Origin of the sequence: Pseudomonas sp. MS646 (genome assembly GCF_036693845.1) — a bacterium.
Classification (GTDB): Bacteria; Pseudomonadota; Gammaproteobacteria; order Pseudomonadales; family Pseudomonadaceae; genus Aquipseudomonas; species Aquipseudomonas chlororaphis_E.
This window is the reverse complement of sequence record NZ_CP144763.1, coordinates 2,919,014-2,941,765: the sequence shown is the minus strand read 5'-3', so window position 1 is coordinate 2,941,765 and position 22,752 is coordinate 2,919,014. Positions and strand designations below refer to the sequence as shown.

Genomic DNA, 22,752 nt, shown 5'->3' with positions numbered 1-22,752 from the left:
GGTGCCGTCGACACGTTTTAATGACGTCACCGCGAACCCTTGCAGTCCCTTTTCACGCTGGAGCCCCCCATGCAAAGCCCGCCCCATGACCCCGGCAGCGCCCTGGCCATCCGTAGCCAGTACCGGCAATCCCAGAGCCGCGCGGCGCGCCTGGGCCTGTTGCTGGGCACCGGGCATGAACTGACCCAGTTGCCCCTGGCACAGATGCGCCAGCGGGCGGTGCAGCGGGCCTGCGCGTTCATGGCCATGGACCACGGCCTGCTGCTGGAATGGACACCGGAGGCGCCGGTGCGCGCCATTGCCAGCCACGGCAGCGGCGAGCGCCTGGAACTGCTGGCCAGCTTCGCCCAGCCGCCGTCGCCCGGCCCGCAATGGCAGGAGCACCCTGGCAGCGCCCTGCCCCAGGTCTTGCGGGTGCCGTTGCGCGCCTCCGACGGCGCGGTGTTCGGCGCGTTGATGCTGGGCAACAGCGTGGCCCTCGGGGCGCCGGACAACGAGGACATCGAGTCGCTGCAACTGCTGGCGACCCTGCTGGCGGCGCACCTGGAAAACAGCCGGCTGCTCGAAGCGCTCCAGGCCCGCGAGCGCACCATGTCGGAGCTGGTCCATCGCCTGTTCAGCGCCCAGGAGGCCGAGCGCAAGCGCGTCGCCTACGACCTGCATGACGGCCTGGCGCAGAACCTGGCCGGGTTGCATCAGCGCCTGCAAGGGTTCGCCGGTCGCTGCCCGACCCTGCCACCGGCGCTGGCCAGCGAGCTGCGCACGATTCTCGACCTGGCCCAGGGCTGCGTCGGCGAAGGTCGGCAACTGATCGGCGGCCTGCGTCCCCACGTGCTCGATGACTTCGGCCTGTACAAGGCCGTCGACAAGGAAGCCGATCGCCTGCGAGAAGCCGGCCTGGCGGTGACCTGGGCCGAACACAGCACCGCTCGCCTGCCCGGCCACGCCGAGATCGCCCTGTTCCGCATCGCCCAGGAAGGCATCAATAACATCCTCAAGCACGCCCAGGCCCGACACGTGAGCCTGGCGCTGGCAGTGGACGATGATTACGCGGCGCTGCGGGTGGAAGATGACGGTCGCGGCTTTGCCCTGGAACAACCCATCGAGGCCTGTCACCTGGGGCTGGCGGCCATGCAGGAACGGGCAAGCCTGCTGGGTGGCCAGCTGTCGTGCATCAGCCAGCCCGACGCAGGCACCCGGCTGTTGGCCCGCGTGCCACTGCCGGCCCAGGGAGTACAGCCATGAACCGCCCCCTGCGCCTGTTGCTGGCCGACGATCACGAAGTCACTCGCACCGGGTTTATCAGCATGTTGGCCGGCAGCCCGGGGTTCGAGGTCGTCGGCCAGGCCCGCGATGGCCAGGAAGCCCTCGACCTGTGCGAACGGCTGCAACCGGACATCGCGATCCTCGACATCCGCATGCCGGTCCTCAACGGCCTGGGGGCGGCGCGCATCCTGCAGCAGCGCCAGCCGGGCATCAAGGTGGTGATCTTCACCATGGACGACAGCCCCGATCACCTGGAAGCTGCAATCGGCGCTGGCGCGGTCGGTTACCTGCTCAAGGACGCCAGCCGCGATGAAGTCCTCCACGCCCTCACGCGGGTCGCCGCGGGCGAAGAGGCCCTGAACAGCTCAGTCAGTGCCCGCCTGCTGCGACGCATGGCCGAGCGCGGTGCCACGGGCGCGGCGCCTGTCCAGGCTCTGACCGCCCGGGAACGCCAGGTGCTGGGCCTGGTGGCAGCCGGTTTCAGCAATCGGGAGATCGGCGAAAAACTCGGCATCGCCTCCGGCACCGCCAAGGCCCACGTGGAGCGTGTCATCGGCAAGCTCGGCGCCGCCGACCGGACCCAGGCCGCCGTGCGCGGCGTGGCGCTGGGGCTGGTGGCGCAGCCTTCGGGGCAGTGGCCATGAGGTTCCTCGCCGCCCGCCGTTGGGCCGACCTGCCATTGCGCGGCAAGGCCCTGGTGGTGATCTCGCTGCCGCTGGTGGTCCTGTTGCTGTCGCTGGTGCTGATCTACATCACCGAACGCCAAACCGCGCGCGCCGAGGAGGACGTGCGCCGGGTGTTGCTCGTGCAGGGCGATATCCAGACCGTGCACACCCTGCTGGCCGAAGCGGCGGCCAGCGTGCGCGGCTACCTGCTGACCCGCCGCGAGGACTTCCTGCCCAGCTACGAGCAGGCCACGCCGCTGATCCAGGCGGCGTTGCAGCGCCTGGACCACAACATCCGCGATGCCCGGATGCGCGAGCACCTGCAGACCATCACCCCGCTGATCGCCGACAAACTCGCCGGACTGGTTGCGTTGCGCGCCAACCACGGCGACGACCCCGAAGCCATCACCGCCATCCTGATCGAGAACAAGCAGGTGCTGGACGTCTTGCGCGAGCAGATCAGCGCCATGCGCATACGCGAAGACGCCCTGCTCGCCGACCGCAGCGCCGCCGCCTCGGCCACGCGCATGCGCCTGTTGTTCGCCACCTTGCTGGCCGCTGTGTGCGGCCTGCTGGGGGCGATTGTCGCGGTGCTGTTCCTGTCCAAGGGCATTGTCGCCCGGGTGCAGCAAGTGCAAGGCAACGCCCAACGCCTGGCGCTGGGCCAACCCTTGTTGCCACAGCCGCCGGAGCAGGATGAGATCGGCCAGCTCGGCACGCGCCTGATCGAGGCCGGGCAGTTGCTGGCCGAACGCGAACGGGCGCTGCGCGACAACGAGGAACGCCTACGCCTGATCATCGATGGCGTGAAGGACTACGGGATCTTCGCCCTCGATGCCCAAGGCCACGTCACCACCTGGAACGTCGGGGCCGAGCGGATCAAGGGCTACACCGAACAGGAGATCCTCGGCCGGCACTTTTCCCTGTTCTACCTGGCCGAGGAGTGCCCGGAGCACCCGGACATGGCCTTGCGCGAGGCCACGCGGGACGGGCACTACATGGAGGAAGGCTGGCGCTGTCGCAAGGACGGCAGCCGTTTCTGGGCCAGCGTGGTCATCACCGCACAATACGACAGCACCGGCGCGCTGCGCGGTTTTTCCAAGATCACCCGCGACATCACCGACCGCCGCGCCGCCGAGATCGCGCTGCGCACGGCGCGCGAAGAAGCGGAAAGCGCCAGCCGGGCCAAGAGCGAGTTTCTTTCTCGCATGAGCCACGAACTGCGCACGCCGCTGAACGCGATCCTCGGTTTCGCCCAGTTGCTGGACATGGACTCCAGCGCCGGCCAGCGCCCCCAGGTCAGCCACATCCTGCGTGCCGGCCAGCATCTGTTGGCGTTGATCAATGAAGTGCTGGACATCGCTCGGATCGAAGCCGGACGCCTGCCGTTGAACATCGAGCCGATCGCCCTGGCGACGGTGTTGCACGAAGCCCTGACGCTGGTCTCTCCCATGGCGGCCGATGCCGGCATTCGCCTGGTCGAGTTGCCGCCCCTGGCTGACGACAGCGGCGTGCTCGCCGACCGCCAGCGCCTGGTGCAGGTGCTGCTCAACCTGCTGTCCAACGCCATCAAGTACAACCGCCCCGGCGGTGAGGTGCGCATTGAAGTGAGCGTGCGGCAGCGACAGGTGAGCATCGCCGTCATCGACACCGGCCAGGGCATCGACCCGGCCCTGATGGACCAGTTGTTCAAGCCTTTCGAGCGCCTGGGGGCCGATCCCAAGGTCGAAGGCACCGGCCTGGGATTGTCCTTGAGCAAAAGCCTGCTGGAAATGATGCAGGGCCAGCTCCAGGTCCACAGCGAGCCGGGCCACGGTTGCTGCTTCACCCTGCAATTGCCCGCCACCCAGGTGGCCGGCGCCCGCCTGCCGCCCATCGCCACCCTGGCAGTGCCCCACGCGCCGGTCGAATACCAGGGCAAGGTGCTGTGTATCGAGGACAACCTGTCGAGCCTGGCACTGATCGAGACCCTGATGCAGCGTCGCCCCGGCATCCAGCTGTTGTCGAGCATGCAGGGCCAACTGGGTCTGGACCTGGCTCGCCAGCACGCCCCGCAGTTGATCCTGCTGGACGTCACCCTGCCGGACCTGGAAGGCCTGGAAGTCTTGCGTCGGCTGCGCCAGTCAGCGGCCACCGCGTCCACGCCGGTGCTGATGATCACCGCCGACGCCAGCGACCTGACCCGGCGCGCCCTGCACGAGGCCGGCGCCACGGCGATCCTGACCAAACCTATTCATATCCAGGCCTTTCTGGGCCACCTCGCACAGTATTTACCGGAGCCCGCATGAATCGCGACTTGCGCATCCTGATCGTCGACGATCAACGCCCCAACCTGGACTTGATGGAACAACTGCTGGCCCGCGAAGGCTTGCACAACGTGCTCAGCAGCACCGAGCCGTTGCGCACCCTCGACCTGTTCAACAGCTTTGAGCCGGACCTGGTCATCCTTGATCTGCACATGCCGGCGTTCGATGGCTTTGCCGTGCTGGAACAGCTCAACCGGCGCATTCCGGCCAACGACTACCTGCCGATCCTGGTACTGACCGCCGACGCCACCCGCGACACCCGCCTGCGCGCCCTCGCCCTCGGCGCCCGAGACTTCATCAGCAAGCCCCTGGACGCACTGGAAACCATGCTGCGCATCTGGAACCTGCTGGAAACCCGGGCGCTCTACAAGGCCTTGCGCGAATTGATACCGTCCCAGCAGATCGAGCTGCTGCGCCAGCACCGGCCCACTGCCGAGTCTCGCTAGCGCGATGGCCGTTCATGAAGAGTCCGGTCCTGTGGCGAGGGAGCTTGCTCCCGCTCGGTTGCGCAGCGACCGTCAGGCGATGCAACCACTGCACCGCCTGGCGCTAGCAAACGCCCTCGCCACAAGAGTCAGGAACCTGGGAAAAGACCGCGCGCTCAATGCCCGCGAATGTAATGCTCCAACTGCCGAATCAGGTCTGCCTGTTCAACAATGGCTTGCTTGACCAGGTCACCAATCGACAACAAGCCGATCAACTGGCCGTTATCCAGCACCGGCAGGTGCCGCAGGTGGCTGTCGGTCATGACTTCCATGCAGCGCTCGATGCTCTGCTGGCTGTCGGCGGTGATCACCGGCGTGCTCATGATGGTGCGCACCGGGGTGCCCACGGACGAACGCCCGTGCAGGACCATTTTGCGTGCGTAGTCACGCTCGCTGAACACCCCCACCACCTGCCCGTCTTCGATCACCGGCAAGGCCCCGACATTCTTCTCGGCCATGATCTGCAACGCTTCGAGTACGGTTTGTTCCGGCGCGATGCTGTGGACCTGCTGGTGCAACACACTTTTGAGTTTCACCAGTTGAGCGGCGGTTTTCATGGCAAATCCCCGGTTTGAAATAATGGCGTGCTTGTAAACCCTTGAGTGGCAAAGGCACTTGCGCCCTCGCCACTCCGTGCTCGCAGGTCAGCTTTCACCAATCTCCACCACGTCACCGTTCAAGCGCACCGGCCATACCCGCAGGCGCTGCTCCGGGTATTCCAGGCAATGGCCGTCTTCCAGGCGAAAATGTTGCTTGTACATCGGCGAGGCAATCACCAACTCGCCCTTGATGCTGCCCAACAAGCCACGGCCGATGACGTTCGCCCCGGACTTGGGGTCGCGATTGTCGAGGGCGTACAGCGGCTTGTCCTGCTGCTCGGGCAGGTACAGCAACGCCACCTGGCTGCCCTCGTGCCAGGCGACCACGCCGGAGTTGGCCACCAGATCCTCGCGGCTGCACAGGGCACGCCATTGCACAGGGGCTTGGGCGACTTCGCGAGTGGAAAGACGAACGACGTTTGACTGGCTCATCAGAGCACCTCCTCGGTGACGGGAATCAGGTGAAGTTCGCCGGCGTGAACCGGCCGGCGCTGGCCGCGTTCCCTGACGAAATGAACGTCCGGATCGCCGCGACCATCGTTGACGAAGGTCCGGAAACGCTTGAGTTTGTCCGGATCCTTGAGGGCGTTGGCCCATTCGCATTCGTAGCGGTCGACCACCAACTGCATCTGGGCTTCGAGCTCGGCGCCCAGGCCCAGGCTGTCGTCGATGATCACGTCCTTGAGGTAGTCCAGGCCGCCTTCCAGGCTTTCGCGCCAGACCGAGGTCCGTTGCAGCTTGTCGGCGGTGCGGATGTAGAACATCAGGAAGCGGTCGATGTAGCGGATCAGCGTGGCGTCATCCAGGTCCGTGGCGAACAGTTCGGCGTGGCGCGGACGCATGCCGCCATTGCCCGCCACGTAGAGGTTCCAGCCCTTCTCCGTGGCGATCACGCCAACGTCCTTGCTCTGTGCTTCGGCGCATTCGCGGGTGCACCCGGAAACGGCGAACTTGAGCTTGTGCGGCGAACGCAGGCCTTTGTAGCGGTCCTCCAGGGTCAGGGCCATCTGCACGCTGTCCTGCACGCCGTAGCGGCACCAGGTGCTGCCCACGCAGGACTTCACCGTACGAGTGGATTTGCCGTAGGCATGACCGGTCTCGAAGCCGGCTTCGATCAACTCGGCCCAGATGTCCGGCAACTGGTGCAACTGGGCGCCGAACAGGTCGATGCGTTGGCCGCCGGTGATCTTGGTGTAGAGGTCGTATTTCTTCGCCACCACGCCGATGGCGATCAGTTTGTCGGCCGTGATCTCGCCGCCGGCAATGCGCGGTACCACCGAATAGGTGCCGTTCTTCTGCATGTTCGCCATGAACGTGTCATTGGTGTCCTGCAATGGCACCAGGGACGGGTCCATGATCGGCTGGTTCCAGCACGACGCCAGGATCGAACCCACCGCCGGTTTGCACAGGTCGCAACCAGTGTGGCCGCGACCGTGCTTGGCCAACAGTTCATCGAAACTGATGATGCCTTCCACCCGCACCAGGGCGTACAGCTCCTGGCGGGTGTAGGCGAAGTGTTCGCACAGGCTCTTGTCGACGCTGACGCCACGGGCGACCAGCTCGTGCTCGAACACCTGCTTGACCAGCGCAGCGCAGCCCCCGCAACCGGTGCCGGCCTTGGTGTCGCACTTGAGTTGGCCAAGGTCTGTACAGCCACTGTCAATGGCCGAGCAGATCGAACCCTTAGTGACGTTGTGGCACGAACAAATGGTTGCCGCGGCGGGCAATGCGGCTGGGCCCAGGGTCGGCGCGCCTTCGGAGGACGGCAGGATCAGGCTGGCCGCGTCCTTGGGCAACGCGATGCCGTTCTGCATGTATTGCAGCAAGGTGTCGTAGTAACTGTTGTCACCCACCAGCACCGCGCCGATCACGCGCTTGCGGTCGGCGTCCACCACCAGGCGCCGGTAGCTGGCGCTGGTTTCGTCGATGAACTGGTAGCTGCGCGAACCCGGCGTATTGCCTTGGGCGTCGCCAATGGAGCCAACGTCGACCCCAAGCAACTTGAGCTTGGTGGACATATCGGCGCCGGTGAAGGCTTCGCCGTGCTCACCGCACAGTTGCGCGGCGACGCTGCGGGCCATCTGGTAACCCGGAGCGACCAGGCCGAAAATGCTGCCGTTCCAGGCCGCGCATTCGCCGATGGCGTAGATGTCCGGGTCGCTGCTCAGGCATTGATCGTCGATCACCACGCCGCCGCGCGGACCGATGTGCAGGTCGCTTTGGCGCGCCAGGGCGTCCTGGGCGCGAATCCCGGCGGAAAACACGATGAGGTCGGTTTCCAGGAAGTCGTCGCTGCCGAAATTCATCCGATAGCGGTACTGTTCGCCGGCGCTGATGGACTGGGTGCCCTTGGACAGGTGCACGCCGACGCCCAGGGACTCGATGCGGGCCTTGAGGGCTAGGCCACCTTGGGGGTCCAACTGCACCGGCATCAGGCGCGGGGCGAATTCCACCACATGGGCTTCGAGGCCGAGACTCTTGAGGGCATTGGCCGCTTCCAGCCCCAACAGCCCGCCACCGACCACCACGCCACGCCGGGCATTGTTGGCGGCGGCCCGGATGGCATCCAGGTCTTCCAGGGTGCGGTAGACCAGACAGGCATCCCCTTCGGCGCCGTCGATCGGCGGCACGAACGGGTAGGAACCGGTGGCAAGCACCAGTTTGTCGTAGCTGATGCGCTCGCCGGCGATGACGACCTGACGGGCCTGGCGGTCGATCTCCAACACCGGCACGCCCAAGTGCAGCGTGACGCCAGGCGTCTTGTACAGCGCGGCTTCCCCCAGGGCCAGGGATTCGGCGTCGCGACCGGCGAAATACTCGGACAGGTGCACGCGGTCATAGGCGCGCATCGGCTCTTCGCTGAACACATGCAGGCGGTAATGATTGAGGGCACCGCGTTCCACCAGTTGCTCGACGCAATGATGGCCGACCATGCCATTGCCGATCACGATCAGCGTTTGCAGCTTGTTCAGAGACGCAACGTTGGAATTCATAAAAGCACCCGACAAAAGCCCATCACGATTTTGAAAGCAAAAAAAAGACGCCTGAAACCTTGCGGTTCCAGGCGTCTTTGCCTGTTCTGTGCGGTATCGACCCGGCGACTGCGCCCCGATCTACCGATATCCCCCGGCCTGCTGGCGCTCGATCTTCGTTGACCGACGGGGCTGCCCACTCGAGTGTGTTCGCGGTGGGCCTGGACAGGCTCTTGCAGCGAGCGTGCCAACCCACGCATCGCAACGCTGCACGCCGTTGCAGCCCTTGCGGGCATGGGTTTACGGGCACCGGCGCCGGGGCTGCAAGCATTCAGGCCTCAGGCCAACGATTGCATTCCCATGGTGCGAGCCGGTGCAGTTGGCTTCATAAAAGTGCAGCCTGCCGGTGCACGGCAGACCTCATCCTTTGAAGAGGCAGCCGCTATTCGCGGGCAAGCCCGCTCCCACAAGGGATTTGGGATATACGCAGCCTTTGCATACCGCCCAATCCTGTGGGAGCGGGCTTGCCCGCGAAGACGGCGGCACATTCAGCCTCTTCATGACAGACACACCGCATTCGCGGGCAAGCCCGCTCCCACAGGGGCTGGCGCTGTTTGGGTTCTTTCGTGAATAGCGGCTATCCAGCCCGAGACGACCTCAGAGTGCCCGCCCCCGGGCCGCCGACAGCGGAGCATCGCGCCCATAGACATCGGGGATGTACACCGCCTGGCCTTGGTTGTCTGCCTGCACCGTCCAGTAACCCAGCAGGATCGGCATCGGCTTGGCCAACCTGAACTCGTGGGTCAGTTCGGTGGCCAGCAGGGTGTCGGTGCGGGCGCGCTCGGCCGGGGTCACCAGCAGATCCCGCAAGTGCAGCACTTGCTCGATGCGCACACAGCCCGAACTGAACGCCCGTGGCCCTTTGCTGAACAAGGCCTGGCTGGGGGTGTCATGCAAGTACACCGAGAACGGATTGGGAAAGCGAACCGCCATTTTTCCCAGTGGGTTCTTCGGGCCAGGATCCTGACGCAGCATGAGGTTGCCCGGATGCTCCCAGTCGATCTGCTCGGCGGTCAACGGCAGGCCATCACGGTCGAGGATCTTCAGGTTGTGCCGGTTGAGGAACTCCGGGTCGCGACGAATCTCGGGCAGCTTGTCCTCGCGCATGATGGTCGGCGGGATGGTCCAGGTCGGGTTGAGCGTCAGGCGGGTGACCCGGGACTTGAGCAGCGGGGTCTGCCGTTGGGCGCGCCCCACCTGGGTACGCGTCTGCCAGACCGGCGCGCCGCCCTGGTAGACCGTCAACTGGGCGGCCGCGACGTTGACCAGGACGCTGTCGGGTTCAAGGTCCTGGGCCAGCCAGCGCATGCGTTCGAGGTTGATGCGCAGCTGCTCGCGGCGCATCGCCGGGCTGATGTTCAACTCGGTGACCGTCCACGGCCCTACCACCCCATCGGCTTGCAGCGAATGCTGGAGCTGGAAGCGCTTCATCGCGTCCACCAACGTGGGGCTGTAGTGCTCGTCATCCACGGTCGGCGGCGCGCTCAGGTAGCCTTCGTTGTACAACCGTTGGGCCAGGGCCGGGATGCGGGCATCCTGCTTGTCCGGTTGCAGCAACGGCCCCCCGGGCACCGGTTGCCAGTCGGACAACGGCTGTTGGCGCAATCGTGCATAGAGGCTGCGCAGGTTGCGATACAGCTCCAGGTTCGGCCGCGCCTGCTCGAACGCCTTGGGCAGGTCCTGCACACCGGACACGGCAATGGCCAGCACCAGGGCCGGACGGTCGACGGCCTGCGGGTCGGCTTTCCACACCGGCTCCAGCCGGTCCTGGGGCAAATAGCCGAAGCGCAGCTCGTACAAGGCTTGCAGGTAGCGCTGAGTGATGGCGATGTCGACGCAATGGGCGCCCTGCAGCGAGCCGGCGGCGGGCAAGCCGTAGCGCGCCGGATCCAGCCCGTCATCGGCCAGTTGCTGCAACTGCTGGTGCAACGCCTCCAGTCGCTCGTCGGTCGACCAGACCTCCTGGCCTGCGTTTTGCTGATAGAACGCCTGCAAGTTGATCATCGTCGAAAAGTCGACGCTGGCCGCGACTTCCGGGCATGTGACCGACAGTTGCGCCAGTGTGGTCTGCACCAGCGCCGGGTCGCCGTCCTCGGCTGTTGCGACCAATGGCGCGGTGAGCAACAAAAGGCTCAGGTAACATGCGGATTTTTTGAACAACTGCTTTACTCCACTCCATGGCCGTCTCGTTGACGGTCAAACATTGCGACAGGTACGACCCGCCATTATGCAAACGAACAAGACCGGACGGGATGCCGCACACACACACCGCCGTGGGAATTTTTCAATCGTGTCGGGCCTGGTGCGCCGACTCGGCCTGGTCATGACCGCATTTGGCATCACGTGCAGCCCGGCGCTGGCTGGCCAGCCGAATTCCCAACTCCTTTACAACAGCCTCGCCCACGCGGCGCCGGAACTCAATCCCCAGGCGTTGAAAAGTGCCTTGAGTGCCATGCAATGCGCCGTCGCCAACGGTGCCACCCAGGCCCGCCACCTGGCGGTGATCGACTATTCGCAACCGTCCACGGCGCGCCGCCTGTGGATCTTCGACCTGCGCCAGAAAAAACTGGTGCTGCGCGACCTTGTGGCCCACGGACAGAAATCCGGGGAAAATTTCGCCACGCAATTCTCCAATCAACTGGGCAGCTACCAGTCCAGCCTGGGCCTGTTTCGTACCCAGGAAAGCTACCAGGGCACCCACGGCTACTCGCTGCGCATGGACGGCCTGGAACCGGGCTTCAACGACCAGGCCCGCGACCGGGCGATCGTGATCCACGCCGCCGACTACGTGAACCCGCTGTGGAGCGTGCGCCAGGGCCGTATCGGCCGAAGCCAGGGATGCCCCGCCGTGCGTCCCAAAGTGGCACGCCAGGTCATCGACAAGCTCAAGGACGGGCAGTTCATGTTTTCCTGGTACCCGGACCCAAGCTGGCTCAAGCGTTCCGCCTACCTGAACTGCCGACCACAACAGGTGGCGAGCATCCTGGCGACCCGTGGCGGTTGAACCCCGCGGGTAAATCCCCTCGCCACAAGGATTGCACCTGACCGGGCTATCGCTAAAATGCCGGCCTTTCGACTCGCCGGCGTTACCTGATGAACCCTGAAGCCCTTCACACCCTGCAGACCCATTTGCTAACCGCCCTGGCCTGCGTGCCGGAAGAAACCCGCCGCCTGTTCCATGGCCGCGGACGTTGCTGGCCAGGGCTGGAACAGCTCACCGTCGATTGGCTCCAGGGCGTGGTGTTGGTCTCGGTGTTCAAGGAGCCGGAACCGGCGCAGTTGCAGGACCTGTTGTCGACCCTGCTCGCCCTCACGACTACGCCGGCCTGGCAACAGAGCCAGGCCCATACCCTGGCGGTGCAACACCGTTACCTGCCGCAGAGCCTCACCCAATGGCTGGTGGGCGAGCCCATCGACGAGTGGACCCTGACCGAAGGTGGCCTGCGTTACCGGATCGACCTGGGCAAGAAGCAGAACAACGGCCTGTTCCTCGACATGCGCTACGGCCGCGACTGGGTGCGGGCCCACGCCGCGGGCAAACGCGTGCTGAACCTGTTCGCCTACACCTGTGGTTTTTCGGTGGCGGCCATCGCCGGCGGCGCACAGCACGTGGTCAACCTGGACATGTCCCGCGCGGCCTTGAGCCGGGGCCGCGACAATCATTGCCTGAACGGTCATGACCTGGGCCAGGTGAGTTTCCTCGGCCACGACCTGTTCAAGTCCTGGGGCAAGGTGATCAACAGCGGCCCCTACGACCTGGTGATCATCGACCCGCCGACCTTCCAGAAAGGCAGTTTTCTGCTGACCAAGGATTACCAACGGGTGCTGCGCCGGCTGCCGGAACTGTTGACTGCCGACGGCACCGTCCTGGCGTGCAGCAATGACCCGGCCACCGGCACAGAGTTTCTGATCGACGGCGTCACCCGCGAAGCCCCCGGGCTGGCCTTCAGCGAACGCCTGGCCAACCCGCCGGAGTTTCCCGACATCGACCCTCAGTGCGGCCTGAAGGCGCTGGTCTTCAAAGCGGCAGCACCGGCCACCAGGCATTGACCAGGCCCATGGTGACCCGGCGTACCAACGCCTCGACCTCGCGGCTCTTGACCGAACGGTAGATGGCCATGGTGCGACGCAGCTGGTCCTCGGTGAGGGTCACTGGTCGGCCGGCGGCCCAGTCCACATCTGCGACCGCTTCCAGCCCCGTGCGGCGCCAGACGGTTCGCTCGCCCTCCGTGACCGGTTCCAGGGGGCTGGGCAGCTCCGGGTCCGGGTGCACCAGGTTGTCCAGCATCGCCTGGGGCCATCGCGCTGGGTTCACCGGCCCGCTGAAGGCATTTACCAGGTCGTCATCGAGGGTTTCCCAGATCGCCAGCCCTTCCGCCCATTGGGGCGACATCAAGCCCAGGTAGGGCCGCCACAGCATCTCGCCCACGCTCGGGGCTTGATCGTTGCTATTGAAGGTGTCCTGCGCGCCGCTGAGCCAGTCGATGAACGCGTCCCGGGTCATCTGCGCCTCCAGTTGCGCGGCATCGGGGAAGCGCGACATCAGCGCGTATTCCCAATTGGCGTGGTGCTCGGCCAGGAAGCTGGCGAACGGCGCGCCGTGGCGGGACAGGCGCGCACGCATGACCGACTGGAACATCCGAAAGTGCAGCTCCAGCTCGGGAAGGTCCGGTTGCTCCCGGTCCAGGGTACGGGCCTGCAAGCGCGAACGCAGTTGCCGCAATTGCTGGTCGAAGTCGCCGATCAACGTCGGGAGGCGGTCGTAGGCGCCTGGATAGCCCATGAAATGCTGCAAGACCGCGGCAGCCCGCTGGCGGACGCTGAAGGCCAGTCCGGCCATCGTGCCGTTATCGGCGTCGCGCACGAGCGTCGAGAACCAGTCGATGAAGCTGCGCATTCCCGGATCGTCACGGGCGACCTCCAGCGCCCTCTGGAGCGAGGGCGAAATGTACAGCCAATCATCGACGGTATAGCGGAAAGACTCAGGGAAAATCCTTCGCAGGGCATTGACCTGGGCGCTGGGCAGCGGGTTGTCATCGAGCCACACCCCTAGCGAATCATTATCGGCCAAGGGCGCAAGCGACGGCAGCAGGTCAGCGTCGATGCGGGTGATGCGATTGCCACTCAGGTCGACGACGAACGTGTCGAAGATGGACACCTCGGTGTGCCTGGACAGCACGGTCAAGGCCAGTTGGGGCACTCGTTCGAGCCCACTGCGGCCCAGCTCCAGCGTCATCAGGTTGACCAGTTCCGGCAGCTCGGGCAGGTCGCGACAGTTGTTTTCGTTCAGGCGCAGTTCCCGCAGTGCTGTGGCGGCGCGCAGGAAGGCGCTGCCCTCCTCATCCAGGCGCAGGCCACAGCGCCCCAGGTTCAGCGAGAGCAGGTCCGGCAACGAAGTGGTCAAGGTCTGCAACTGTTCAGGCGTGAACCCCAGGTTGTCGGTCCAGATGATCTCGCGCAGGGACCGCTGTGCGGCCAAGCTACTGATGGCGGCGATCACCTCGGCATCGGTCCCGGCCTGGGCGCTGCCGATGCCGGAAAGGTCCAGGCTCCAGAGAGGGATATAGGGGTCGCTGCCCAGCAACGGCGTGAACACATTCGCGTCCAGGTGCAGCGGGTTGCGGCTCATCGACAGTTCCACCAATGCCGGCAACTGCGCCACGGCGGCGGGGACGCGGGTGAGATGATTGTCCCGCAGGTCCAGTGAGTCGAGGCCAGGGAACATCCGCAGGAAATCCGAAGGGTCTTCTACCAGCCCCAGGTTGGCCAGGATCATCGTTTCGATGTGCTCCAAACGAACGGCGACCGGAGGCAGCCGGCCAATAGGAATGTTTTCGATCCGCACGACCAACTCACTGCCCTCGCTGCCCGGATCGGGGGCTCGCTGCCAGGCACGACGAATGACCCGGGCGACGCCGCGGCGTTGCGCCAGCAGCGCTTCACGGTCCAGCGCCTGCTCGACGGGATGATGAAAGCCCTCGTGCTCCTCCCACTGGCGCAACCCTTGGTCCAAGGCCGTCCATTCGTTTTCCAGGCGGCTGACCAGATCGTTGAAACGAATGCCATCGCGTTGTGCCTCACCTGTCAGGCCCGATCGCAGGCGTGCAAGGGCGTCCCCCGCGTGGGCGGGAAACAGCTGTTCAAGCCGCCGGTTCAAGCTGGCGTTCCACTCCGACAGCGGCAGCCGGCCACGGCCGCTGAGTGGATAGGCCAGGTGTCCATTCAACCACGGCGGCGTCGAGCCGAGGCTGTCCAGGCTGCGCATCGCCAGGTAGGGACGCAAGGCTGGGCGGTCGTCCAGGGCTTGGGCCAATAGCTGGCTGCGAAGCTTGTCCGCCTCCCAGATGTTCACCCCCAGCGCCTGACGGGCATCGTCCGGCATGGCCCTGAGCAGCGCATCTTCGAGTCCCATGGCGCTCGCCAGCTCCTCGCCGGTTTCGTCGAAGGGCCGATACCGGTCGCCTTCCTGACGGATGACTTTGAACGCGTCACCCTGCCCCACTTCGATCGGGTCCGGCAGCTCGCGCAACCACAGGCGCAGGTGCAGGCGGCCGCGCAGTGACGGGGTATCGGCCAGCAGATGGATGACGATGCGATCTCGATCGACCGTACTCTCGCCCCGCGCCAAGGCACGCACGGCCCGGCTCAGGCGCAGTTCACGCAGGGCCTCGGCACCTTGTCTGCCAAGGTCTGCGCTCACCCGACCTTCAAGCAGGCGCTGTCGATCGTGACCTGATACACCGCGAACCAGCTCGTTGGCGAGGGTGTCAGGCAGGCCCGGGAAGGCCCGGCTCAAGGGCACGGCCAGTGGGTCGAGCCCGGTGGCGCGGGCCATGGCCCGGGTCAGCCGCAGGGCGTCGCGCTCCAACCGCTCGGCCCAACGCCCGGCCAACAGGCGACTGCGCTCCAGCGGGCGCAAACCGAGGCTGTTCTGCCCCAGCAGCGCGCTCTGTTCGTCTACCCGCAGTCCGTCCAGAACCCGCGCCGCCCAGGCGTCGTCGGCAAGGTCGGCCCGAGTCAACAAGGTAAACCGCGTATCGGCCAGGTCGCCCACGGGGTACAACCTTACGCCATCGTAATAGCGCAACGTCATGCCCTCGGGCCAACCCGGCAACTCCGCCAGGGTCTGGACGATACGAAAATGCATGCCCTGGGGCGCTTCGCCACGGCGCAGGCGCTCGACTGTGTGTCTTACCCATTGCCAGTTGCGCGCTTCATCCAGGGCATCGGCCAGGATGGCCGGCATCGGCTGCGCCTCGACTTGCAGGTAGCGCAAATGCGCTTCGCTGACCCCAACCTGGCGCTGCACCGCGAGGATCGTGGGGGTGTCGAGTTCAGCCGGCGTCTGGGCAAACATGCGCAACAGGTGCGGATTGCTGCGCTGCAACGGGTTGCGATGCGCCCATTGCCAGCCGCGGGCGCGGCTCCATTCCAACGGCGGATTGACGCCCCGGTGCCCGGAGGGCAGACGCAGGCTCAATTCGCCCTGCATGCCCTGCACTTCAAAGTAACGGCCCTCGATCTGTACCCAGGCATCGTCGGGCGTGCGCCAGACACCCCAGGCGTCCTGCTCGGCCTCCAGCGGCGGCAGGCGGCGCGCCTCGAACGCTCGGACGTCACCGTTCCACAGCCGGACACTGCCATCGGCCACGGGCATCGGCTCGATGGCTGCGCCCACAAAACCCAGATAGGCACCTTGGGCAACCCCGAACAGAACGTTGAAGAGATGATCGATCCCTTCTTGCGCGTGGCCTTCGTTGAACGCCTGGATACCTTCAAAGATTTCGTACACCAGGCGCACCCCGCCGACCACCGCCGCCGCCATGCCAATGGGCGCGCAAAACGGGAAAAAGGTCGCGGCGAGCATCAATGAGCGCTCCACCAGGCTTTCCCAATACGCGAACTTCGCCAGCCACGCCCTCCAATCCTGATCTCGGGTCGGCACCATCAGCGCCGCGGCGTTACCCAGCGCATGGCCACGCCATTCATGGTAGGCGGCGTGCCAATGATCCTCGCGCATCTCATTCAGGCTCCAGGCCACCTTGGGCACGGGAATGCGGATGCGTCGGGGGTTGTTGTCCTCGCCCCGTTCCCCCTCGCGCCAACCGGTGATGCGCGCGTGGATTTCCTGGAAGAGATTGGGGTTGTCCGTGATCGTCCATTCCACTTGGTCATGCAGGGCCGGGCCCAGGCTGGCTTGCAGGCGCTGAGGGAAATACTTCACCAGACCCTCGCGATAACGGCGCTTGCGCACCCGTTCGGTCAGTTCTGCCGACAGCGCCTGCAAACTGGCGAACTGCTTGAGCGGTGCCACGGCATCGTGGGGGATATGCAGGACGATCGGCCGAACCCCGTTCGCATCGCCCGCCAGCCCCCAATACACTCGGGCACCGAACAGCGGCGCAGACAGCAATGCCAGTGCTTTGACCTCGCAGGCCAAGGGCGCCACCGGTTGAGCCTCCAACTGGACGCCAGCGTGGGCCAGCAACCGCTCGCCGATGTCGTCCAGGCGCCCCGCCAGCTTCGCCTCGTAGGCGTCATGCACCAACAGGCTGTGGGCGTAGGCGATGTAGGTGGCCGCCACCAAGGGAACCTCGTCGACGATACGAGGCAGGCGCTGTTCGAGCTTGTGCCGGTAGGCCCCGCCGACGTCCATCTGCCGGCAAAGGTTGGCGAAGCTGGCTGGGCTCATGCCCAGGGGCGCGCTGTCCGATGGGGCATCGCCGTGGCCGAACTCCCCTCGCCGGCCCTGGATGAACAGCTCGCCTTTCTGGTCGAAATCCCCGCCGACAATCGCGTCGTCGGGCGAATAGTTGGCCATGGCCGCCTCGATTACCGACATCGACGGATCGGTCACGGATGGCCCCCGTCGCACCCGTGCCCGGCGCAACGCGTCGGTGACGCTGCCGCCGCCATTGACCAGGTGCCAGCCTTGCACCTGCGGCTGCACCTTGAGCCGGTCGAGGGTGAAGACGTAAGGCGAAGGCAGGTCGCCCAGCAACGCGTTCAAGGCGTCGCTGTCGCGCTGCAACTGCCGGGTAAGCGCCTTGAAACGTTCCTGCCGGGGCCGTGTGGCCTGCTTCAGCCAAACGGGCAGCCTGGCTTCGATGAACTCGACATGGGTATCGAGGGTAGACATGGTGGACCTCCATCCTTGGGGGCAATGCGTCGTTCGACGGGTAGCGCCGGCCAAGCCGGCGCGAACGCGATGCTCCAAGAAAAGGCCGCTGTTTAAAACTCTCCAACCGTTGCAAGGGGTTGCCGGCGCCGAGCGTCTAAACCAACAGCGTCAGCCACGCCGACAGCAACAGCAGCACCGCCATGGCCCGATTGAATCGCCCCATCGCCACGGCGGACCGGCAGAACTTCGCGGCGCCAAGGCCCAGGCAGGCCCAGACGGTCAAACACGGAATGGAAATCGCGAAAAATGCCAGGGACAGCCAGAGCACCCGTACCGTGCGGTCGGCGTCGGTGCCGGCAAACACGCTGACCACCGCCAGCGCCATCATCCAGGTCTTGGGGTTCACCAGTTGCAACGCGGCCGCGCCCGCCAGGCCCAGGCGCGGGCCTTCCACTGGCTTGGCCGGGTCGATGGCCTCGGCCGGGGTACGGAAAATCTGCCAGGCCATCCAGCTCAACCAGGCGATGCCGGCCCAGGACAGCAGCGTTTGCAGGGTCGCATGGCGCGCCAGCACATCCCCCAACCCGGTCCCCACCAACAGCACCAGCAACGCCGCCGCGGCGCAGGCTCCCAGAATGATTGGCAAGGTGGTCGCCAGGCCGAAGCGGGTACTGTGGCTCAGTACCAGGATGTTGGTGGGGCCGGGGGTGATGGAGGCGACAAAGGCGAACAAGGCAAACGGCAGTAACTGGTCCATGGAGCAACCTCTCGGTGGGTGATCGTGTGTCGATCATCCCGATCCGCAAGTGCTCAGTCTGGAACAATTGAGCAGCGTTTGCGGTAGTCCGCCGGGCTCAGCCGATAGGCACGCTGGAACCAGCGCCCCAGGTGACTCTGGTCGGCGAACCCGAGCAATGCCGCCACCGCGACGGCGCTTTCGCCACGGGCCAGCAAGCGCCGGGCGCGAGCCAGGCGCAGCTGGATCAGGTAAGCGTGGGGCGCCAGGCCGAACGCGGCCTTGAACGCACGGGTCAGGCGAAAACGATCGACGCCGGTGACCTGTGCCAGGTCGTCCAGGCCGATGTCTTCGTGCAGGTGACTGTGCAGGTAGTCGCGGGCCTGCTGCGCCACCAGCGGCAAGCGGGGATCGGGATTGATCCGCGCCCGCCAGTGCAAATGCTGGGTCAGGTTGGCCAGCAAGGTGTCGAGCGCCGTTTGCCGGACGATGCGGATTTCCTGGTCGTGCAGGCTCTGGAACGCCATCGCCGTTGCGCTGGCCAAGCGCGCATCGTCGGCCAGGGTGGCGGCGAATCCCAGTTGCCCATGGTCCGGTGCGACGTCGAACAACGAGCGCAATTCGCGCTCCAGCCAGTGAGGATCGAGGTACAAGGTGCGGTAGGTAAAGCCTCCGGCCTGGGGTGCATTGCCGTCGTGGAGCTCGCCGGGCTCCAGCAGAAAGACCTTGCCGGGCGTGCTGTTGTGTTGCTGGCGGCGGCAATGAAACTGCTGCAGGCCCTGCTCGGTCACGCCCACCAGATAAGCGTCGTGCCAATGGGGGTCGTAGGCGTGCCCTTCAAAATGCGCGCGCACGGTCTCGATACCGGACGTGGCGTCCTGCTTGAGATCGATCCAATTGTGCGCCGTCATGCCTCGTCCTGCTCGTTGTAGGTGCCCTGGCAGATTAACCGCTCAGGCCGATGGCTGTCTGGAAGATTTGTGCAATCGAACGCTCCCACCAGGATGATTCCAAAGGGTTCAGGCATCCGGCGTGATCACCGGCAGCACCGTCTCCAGCGCCAGCCGGGCCAGTTCGGCGTCCTGCTCGGACTTGACCCCGGACACGCCGATGGCACCGATGCACAGGCCGTCGTGGCGGATGGGCACGCCCCCTTCGAGCATGCCTTGCAGCTGCGGTGCGCTGAGAAAGGCGTAGCGGCCGCCGTTGATCATGTCCTCGAAAAATTTGCTGTCCCGTCGGCCCATGGCGGCGGTACGGGCTTTTTCAGTGGCGATGTAGGCCGACAGCGGCGAGGCATCGTCCAGGCGCAACAGGCCCAGGGGATGGCCGCCGTCGTCCACCACGCAGACCGACACGGCCCATTGCCGTTGATGAGCCAGTTCCTTGGCCGCGACCAGCAATTGTGCAACGTCTTGTTCGGTGAGTACGGCTTTGGTTTTCATCAATCACTCCATGCCATGCAGGAAAGGCGTGCCGAGTATTGTGCTTCGATCCGCGGTGAGCCGGCAAAATTCAAACAGGTTAAGGTACTCAACCATCAATGGATCCATTGAAAGCTGCATATCGTCGATAAAACCCTGAAAATCGTTGACAAGAAAATTAGTTAAGAGTGTTAATGGATCCACAGACAAGAACAACATCCGCCTGGAGATCCGTCATGTACCCCAAGAATGCCTGGTACGTTGCCTGCACCCCCGATGAAATCGCCGACAAGCCCCTGGGGCGCCAGATCTGCGGCGAGAAGATCGTTTTCTACCGCGGCCACGAGGGCAAGGTTGCCGCCGTGGAAGATTTCTGCCCCCATCGCGGCGCCCCGCTCTCCCTGGGCTACGTCGAGAACGGCAACCTGGTGTGCGGCTACCACGGCCTGGTCATGGGCTGCGATGGCAAAACCGTCGAGATGCCGGGGCAACGGGTCCGCGGCTTTCCTTGCAACAAGACGTTCGCGGTGCAGGAGCGCCATGGGTTCATCTGGGTCTGGCCGGGTGACCAGGCGCAGGCCGATCCGGCGTTGATCCATCACCTGGAATGGGCGCAAAGCGATGAATGGGCCTACGGCGGCGGGCTGTTCCATATCCATTGCGACTACCGCCTGATGATCGACAACCTGATGGACCTGACCCACGAAACCTATGTGCACGCCTCCAGCATCGGCCAGAAGGAAATCGACGAGGCTCCGCCGCAGACCACCGTCGAAGGCGACGAAGTGATCACCGCGCGGCACATGGAGAACATCATGGCCCCGCCTTTCTGGCGCATGGCCCTGCGCGGCAACAACCTGGCCGACGACGTGCCGGTGGACCGCTGGCAGATTTGCCGCTTCACCCCGCCCAGCCACGTCATGATCGAGGTCGGCGTAGCCCATGCCGGCAAGGGCGGCTATCACGCCGCGCCGCAGTTCAAGGCGTCGAGCATCGTGGTGGATTTCATCACCCCGGAAACCGAAACCTCCATCTGGTATTTCTGGGGCATGGCCCGGCACTTCCAGCCGCAGGACGAGGCCCTGACCGCAAGCATCCGCGAAGGCCAGGGCAAGATCTTCAGTGAAGACCTGGAAATGCTCGAACGCCAGCAGCGCAACCTGCTGGACCATCCGCAACGCAACCTGCTCAAGCTCAACATCGATGCCGGTGGCGTACAGTCGCGCCGCGTGCTGGAACGCTGGATTGCCCGGGAACAAGCGGCGCAGGCGGCGCTGATCGCCAGTACCCAGCCGCCCCACCACGCGGAGCAGCGGCCATGATCGAAGTCCAGGTCACGGCGCGGCACAGCGAAGCGCTGGACATCTGCAGCTATGAGCTGACCCGGGTCGATGGACAGCCGTTGCCCGCCTTCACCGCCGGCGCCCACATCGATGTGCACCTGCCCGGCGGCTTGATCCGCCAATACTCCTTGTGCAATCACCCCGAGGAGCGCCATCGCTACGTGATCGGCGTGCTTCATGACCCGGCGTCGCGCGGCGGCTCGCGCAGCCTGCATGAACAGATCCAGACCGGCGCGCGGTTGCTCATCAGTGAGCCGCGCAATCTGTTTCCCCTCGCCACGCAGGCCCGGCGCAGCCTGTTGTTTGCCGGTGGCATCGGCATCACTCCGATCCTGTGCATGGCCGAGCACCTGGCCCAGGCCGGTGCGACGTTCGAACTGCATTACTGTGCCCGCTCACGGGAACGTGCCGCCTTTATCGAGCGCCTGCGCCTGGCGCCCTACGCCGACCGGGTGTTCCTGCATTTCGACGAAGAACCCGAGACGCGGCTGGACACCGCCCGACTGCTGGCCGCGCCCGCTGACGACGTGCACCTGTATGTGTGCGGCCCTGGCGGGTTCATGCAGCACGTGCTCGACACCGCCAAGGCCCAGGGCTGGCAGGACACCCAACTGCACCGCGAATACTTCGCCGCCGCGCCCGTCGACACCGGCGCCGATGGCGCTTTCTCGGTGAAGCTCGCCAGCAGCGGCCAGGTGTTCGAGATCCCAGCGGACCGCAGCGTGGTGCAAGTGCTGGAGAGCCATGGCATCGAGATCCCGATCTCTTGCGAGCAAGGCGTCTGTGGCACCTGCCTGACCCGTGTCCTGGAAGGGGTGCCGGAGCATCGGGACCTGTTCCTGACCGAGGCCGAACAAGCCGGCAACGACCAGTTCACCCCCTGCTGCTCCAGGTCCAGGACACCGTTGCTGGTGCTGGACCTCTGAGCAAAGATCGCCTTCGCCAGCCCGCTGGCGAAGGCGGTCTTCCAGCCCGGTAACAAACAACCGCCCCACCGCATTGAGCAACAGGCCAGGCCGCTCCCCGAAATCATCACTCGGAACGAAGAATCACCGTCATCCGCTCATCCGCCAGGGTCGAGCCGAACACTTCGGCGTAGCGCAAGGTGGCATTGGCGTGCTCGCGCATGATTGCCTCGGCGCGGCTGCCCTGGCGGTTGATCAGGGCGTCGAACACCGAGTGGTGCTGCATGTGGGCGTAGTTGAAGCGGCGAAACTCGCCGGCCATGTTCTGGCGATCCACCGCCAGGGCCGTGACGGAGGCGAAGGGCAGGTGGTCGTTGCGGGCCAGGGCCACGGCAATCGCCGGGTTGTGGCTGCCTTCGACGATTACCTGGTGAAAACGCATGTTGAGGTCGTGGTAGACCTCCAGGTCATCCTCGGTCACGAAGCCTTTGGCGAACAGCGCATCGCCCTGCACCAGGCACCGTTCGAGGGTCGCCCGGGCCTCGTCGGACAAGCCGCGCTCGGCCGCCTGCCGGGCGGCCAGGCCCTCCAGCACACCTCGCACCTCCACGGCCCCGGCGATCTCCTCGGGGCTGACCGAACGCACCTGGAAGCCTCGCCCGCCAAAGCGCACCAGCAGGCCTTCCTGCTCCAGCGTGCGAAAAGCCATGCGCACCGGCATGCGTGACACGCCGAACAATTCGGCCGTGGGAATTTCCATCAGGCGCTCACCGGCGGCCAACTCCCCCGAGGCGATCATTTTACGCAGCGCAACCAGCACCGTTTGACCGGGCTTACTCATCCAGGCGATTTCCCCAAGAAACAGCCGCC

17 protein-coding genes are annotated in these 22,752 nt (G+C 65.3%); 8 read left to right on the top strand and 9 right to left on the bottom strand.

The annotated features are described in order from the left end of the window. Positions 1–69: 69 nt before the first annotated feature. The 4 genes from V3H56_RS12990 to V3H56_RS12975 are packed head-to-tail and all read left to right on the top strand — an operon-like array spanning position 70 to position 4,683. On the top strand, positions 70–1,245 hold the full coding sequence (locus V3H56_RS12990; RefSeq protein ID WP_042728111.1) for a sensor histidine kinase: 1,176 nt from the start codon (positions 70–72) through the stop codon (positions 1,243–1,245). Further along, positions 1,242–1,910, top strand: a complete 669-nt coding sequence (locus V3H56_RS12985; RefSeq protein ID WP_042728112.1) for a response regulator transcription factor — start codon at positions 1,242–1,244, stop codon at positions 1,908–1,910. Before V3H56_RS12990 ends, V3H56_RS12985 begins: the two co-directional genes overlap by 4 nt. Then, a complete protein-coding gene (locus tag V3H56_RS12980; RefSeq protein WP_042728113.1) occupies positions 1,907–4,219 on the top strand; it encodes an ATP-binding protein in 2,313 nt (770 codons plus the stop codon). Before V3H56_RS12985 ends, V3H56_RS12980 begins: the two co-directional genes overlap by 4 nt. After that, entirely contained in the window at positions 4,216–4,683 is a 468-nt protein-coding gene (locus tag V3H56_RS12975; protein ID WP_042728114.1) for a response regulator, read from the top strand. The genes V3H56_RS12980 and V3H56_RS12975 overlap by 4 nt, the downstream gene beginning before the upstream one ends. A gap of 155 nt (positions 4,684–4,838) precedes the next feature. Here the strand turns inward: V3H56_RS12975 and V3H56_RS12970 are convergent, their stop codons facing one another. The 4 genes from V3H56_RS12970 to V3H56_RS12955 form a co-directional block, all read right to left on the bottom strand. After that, positions 4,839–5,279: a CBS domain-containing protein gene (locus V3H56_RS12970; protein ID WP_042728115.1), complete on the bottom strand. Its 441-nt coding sequence runs from the start codon at positions 5,277–5,279 to the stop codon at positions 4,839–4,841. Between the two features lie 87 nt (positions 5,280–5,366). Further along, positions 5,367–5,753, bottom strand: a complete 387-nt coding sequence (gene nirD / locus V3H56_RS12965; RefSeq protein ID WP_042728116.1) for a nitrite reductase small subunit NirD — start codon at positions 5,751–5,753, stop codon at positions 5,367–5,369. After that, positions 5,753–8,314, bottom strand: coding sequence for a nitrite reductase large subunit NirB (gene nirB, locus V3H56_RS12960; protein WP_338474715.1), 2,562 nt, complete (start codon positions 8,312–8,314; stop codon positions 5,753–5,755). The genes nirD and nirB overlap by 1 nt, the downstream gene beginning before the upstream one ends. A gap of 636 nt (positions 8,315–8,950) precedes the next feature. Beyond that, positions 8,951–10,513: a L,D-transpeptidase family protein gene (locus tag V3H56_RS12955; protein WP_047738183.1), complete on the bottom strand. Its 1,563-nt coding sequence runs from the start codon at positions 10,511–10,513 to the stop codon at positions 8,951–8,953. Between the two features lie 163 nt (positions 10,514–10,676). Here V3H56_RS12955 and V3H56_RS12950 point away from each other — a divergent pair, with 163 nt between their 5' ends. Both V3H56_RS12950 and V3H56_RS12945 read left to right on the top strand, forming a co-directional pair. Further along, positions 10,677–11,357: a murein L,D-transpeptidase catalytic domain family protein gene (locus tag V3H56_RS12950; RefSeq protein ID WP_338474784.1), complete on the top strand. Its 681-nt coding sequence runs from the start codon at positions 10,677–10,679 to the stop codon at positions 11,355–11,357. 89 nt (positions 11,358–11,446) lie between these two features. Beyond that, a complete protein-coding gene (locus V3H56_RS12945) occupies positions 11,447–12,403 on the top strand; it encodes a class I SAM-dependent methyltransferase (RefSeq protein ID WP_338474714.1) in 957 nt (318 codons plus the stop codon). Here V3H56_RS12945 and V3H56_RS12940 read toward each other — a convergent pair. The 4 genes from V3H56_RS12940 to V3H56_RS12925 form a co-directional block, all read right to left on the bottom strand. Then, positions 12,372–17,492 (bottom strand): DUF6543 domain-containing protein, encoded by a 5,121-nt coding sequence (locus tag V3H56_RS12940; RefSeq protein WP_338474713.1) that lies wholly within the window; start codon positions 17,490–17,492, stop codon positions 12,372–12,374. The two genes, V3H56_RS12945 and V3H56_RS12940, sit on opposite strands and share 32 nt — an antisense overlap. A gap of 136 nt (positions 17,493–17,628) precedes the next feature. Next, entirely contained in the window at positions 17,629–18,231 is a 603-nt protein-coding gene (locus V3H56_RS12935; protein ID WP_042731819.1) for a LysE family translocator, read from the bottom strand. 53 nt (positions 18,232–18,284) lie between these two features. After that, the gene (locus tag V3H56_RS12930) at positions 18,285–19,121 is read right to left on the bottom strand and encodes an AraC family transcriptional regulator (protein WP_047738180.1); all 837 of its coding nucleotides are present in this window, start codon (positions 19,119–19,121) and stop codon (positions 18,285–18,287) included. A gap of 108 nt (positions 19,122–19,229) precedes the next feature. Beyond that, positions 19,230–19,655 (bottom strand): heme-binding protein, encoded by a 426-nt coding sequence (locus V3H56_RS12925; RefSeq protein WP_042731821.1) that lies wholly within the window; start codon positions 19,653–19,655, stop codon positions 19,230–19,232. 215 nt (positions 19,656–19,870) lie between these two features. On the opposite strand from V3H56_RS12925, the gene V3H56_RS12920 reads away from it, so the two are divergent. Both V3H56_RS12920 and V3H56_RS12915 read left to right on the top strand, forming a co-directional pair. Beyond that, positions 19,871–20,956, top strand: a complete 1,086-nt coding sequence (locus tag V3H56_RS12920) for an aromatic ring-hydroxylating dioxygenase subunit alpha (protein ID WP_338474712.1) — start codon at positions 19,871–19,873, stop codon at positions 20,954–20,956. Further along, positions 20,953–21,903: a PDR/VanB family oxidoreductase gene (locus tag V3H56_RS12915; protein ID WP_212803763.1), complete on the top strand. Its 951-nt coding sequence runs from the start codon at positions 20,953–20,955 to the stop codon at positions 21,901–21,903. The genes V3H56_RS12920 and V3H56_RS12915 overlap by 4 nt, the downstream gene beginning before the upstream one ends. A gap of 106 nt (positions 21,904–22,009) precedes the next feature. Here V3H56_RS12915 and V3H56_RS12910 read toward each other — a convergent pair whose 3' ends face one another. Continuing rightward, entirely contained in the window at positions 22,010–22,723 is a 714-nt protein-coding gene (locus V3H56_RS12910; protein ID WP_053144376.1) for a GntR family transcriptional regulator, read from the bottom strand. Positions 22,724–22,752 lie beyond the last annotated feature (29 nt).

Coding starts and splice junctions, on each gene's coding strand:
- V3H56_RS12990 (WP_042728111.1), top strand. CDS start 70: ATGCAAAGCCCGCCCCATGACCCCGGCAGCGCCCTGGCCATCCGTAGC.
- V3H56_RS12985 (WP_042728112.1), top strand. CDS start 1,242: ATGAACCGCCCCCTGCGCCTGTTGCTGGCCGACGATCACGAAGTCACT.
- V3H56_RS12980 (WP_042728113.1), top strand. CDS start 1,907: ATGAGGTTCCTCGCCGCCCGCCGTTGGGCCGACCTGCCATTGCGCGGC.
- V3H56_RS12975 (WP_042728114.1), top strand. CDS start 4,216: ATGAATCGCGACTTGCGCATCCTGATCGTCGACGATCAACGCCCCAAC.
- V3H56_RS12970 (WP_042728115.1), bottom strand. CDS start 5,279: ATGAAAACCGCCGCTCAACTGGTGAAACTCAAAAGTGTGTTGCACCAG.
- nirD (WP_042728116.1), bottom strand. CDS start 5,753: ATGAGCCAGTCAAACGTCGTTCGTCTTTCCACTCGCGAAGTCGCCCAA.
- nirB (WP_338474715.1), bottom strand. CDS start 8,314: ATGAATTCCAACGTTGCGTCTCTGAACAAGCTGCAAACGCTGATCGTG.
- V3H56_RS12950 (WP_338474784.1), top strand. CDS start 10,677: ATGACCGCATTTGGCATCACGTGCAGCCCGGCGCTGGCTGGCCAGCCG.
- V3H56_RS12945 (WP_338474714.1), top strand. CDS start 11,447: ATGAACCCTGAAGCCCTTCACACCCTGCAGACCCATTTGCTAACCGCC.
- V3H56_RS12940 (WP_338474713.1), bottom strand. CDS start 17,492: ATGTCTACCCTCGATACCCATGTCGAGTTCATCGAAGCCAGGCTGCCC.
- V3H56_RS12935 (WP_042731819.1), bottom strand. CDS start 18,231: ATGGACCAGTTACTGCCGTTTGCCTTGTTCGCCTTTGTCGCCTCCATC.
- V3H56_RS12930 (WP_047738180.1), bottom strand. CDS start 19,121: ATGACGGCGCACAATTGGATCGATCTCAAGCAGGACGCCACGTCCGGT.
- V3H56_RS12925 (WP_042731821.1), bottom strand. CDS start 19,655: ATGAAAACCAAAGCCGTACTCACCGAACAAGACGTTGCACAATTGCTG.
- V3H56_RS12920 (WP_338474712.1), top strand. CDS start 19,871: ATGTACCCCAAGAATGCCTGGTACGTTGCCTGCACCCCCGATGAAATC.
- V3H56_RS12915 (WP_212803763.1), top strand. CDS start 20,953: ATGATCGAAGTCCAGGTCACGGCGCGGCACAGCGAAGCGCTGGACATC.
- V3H56_RS12910 (WP_053144376.1), bottom strand. CDS start 22,723: ATGAGTAAGCCCGGTCAAACGGTGCTGGTTGCGCTGCGTAAAATGATC.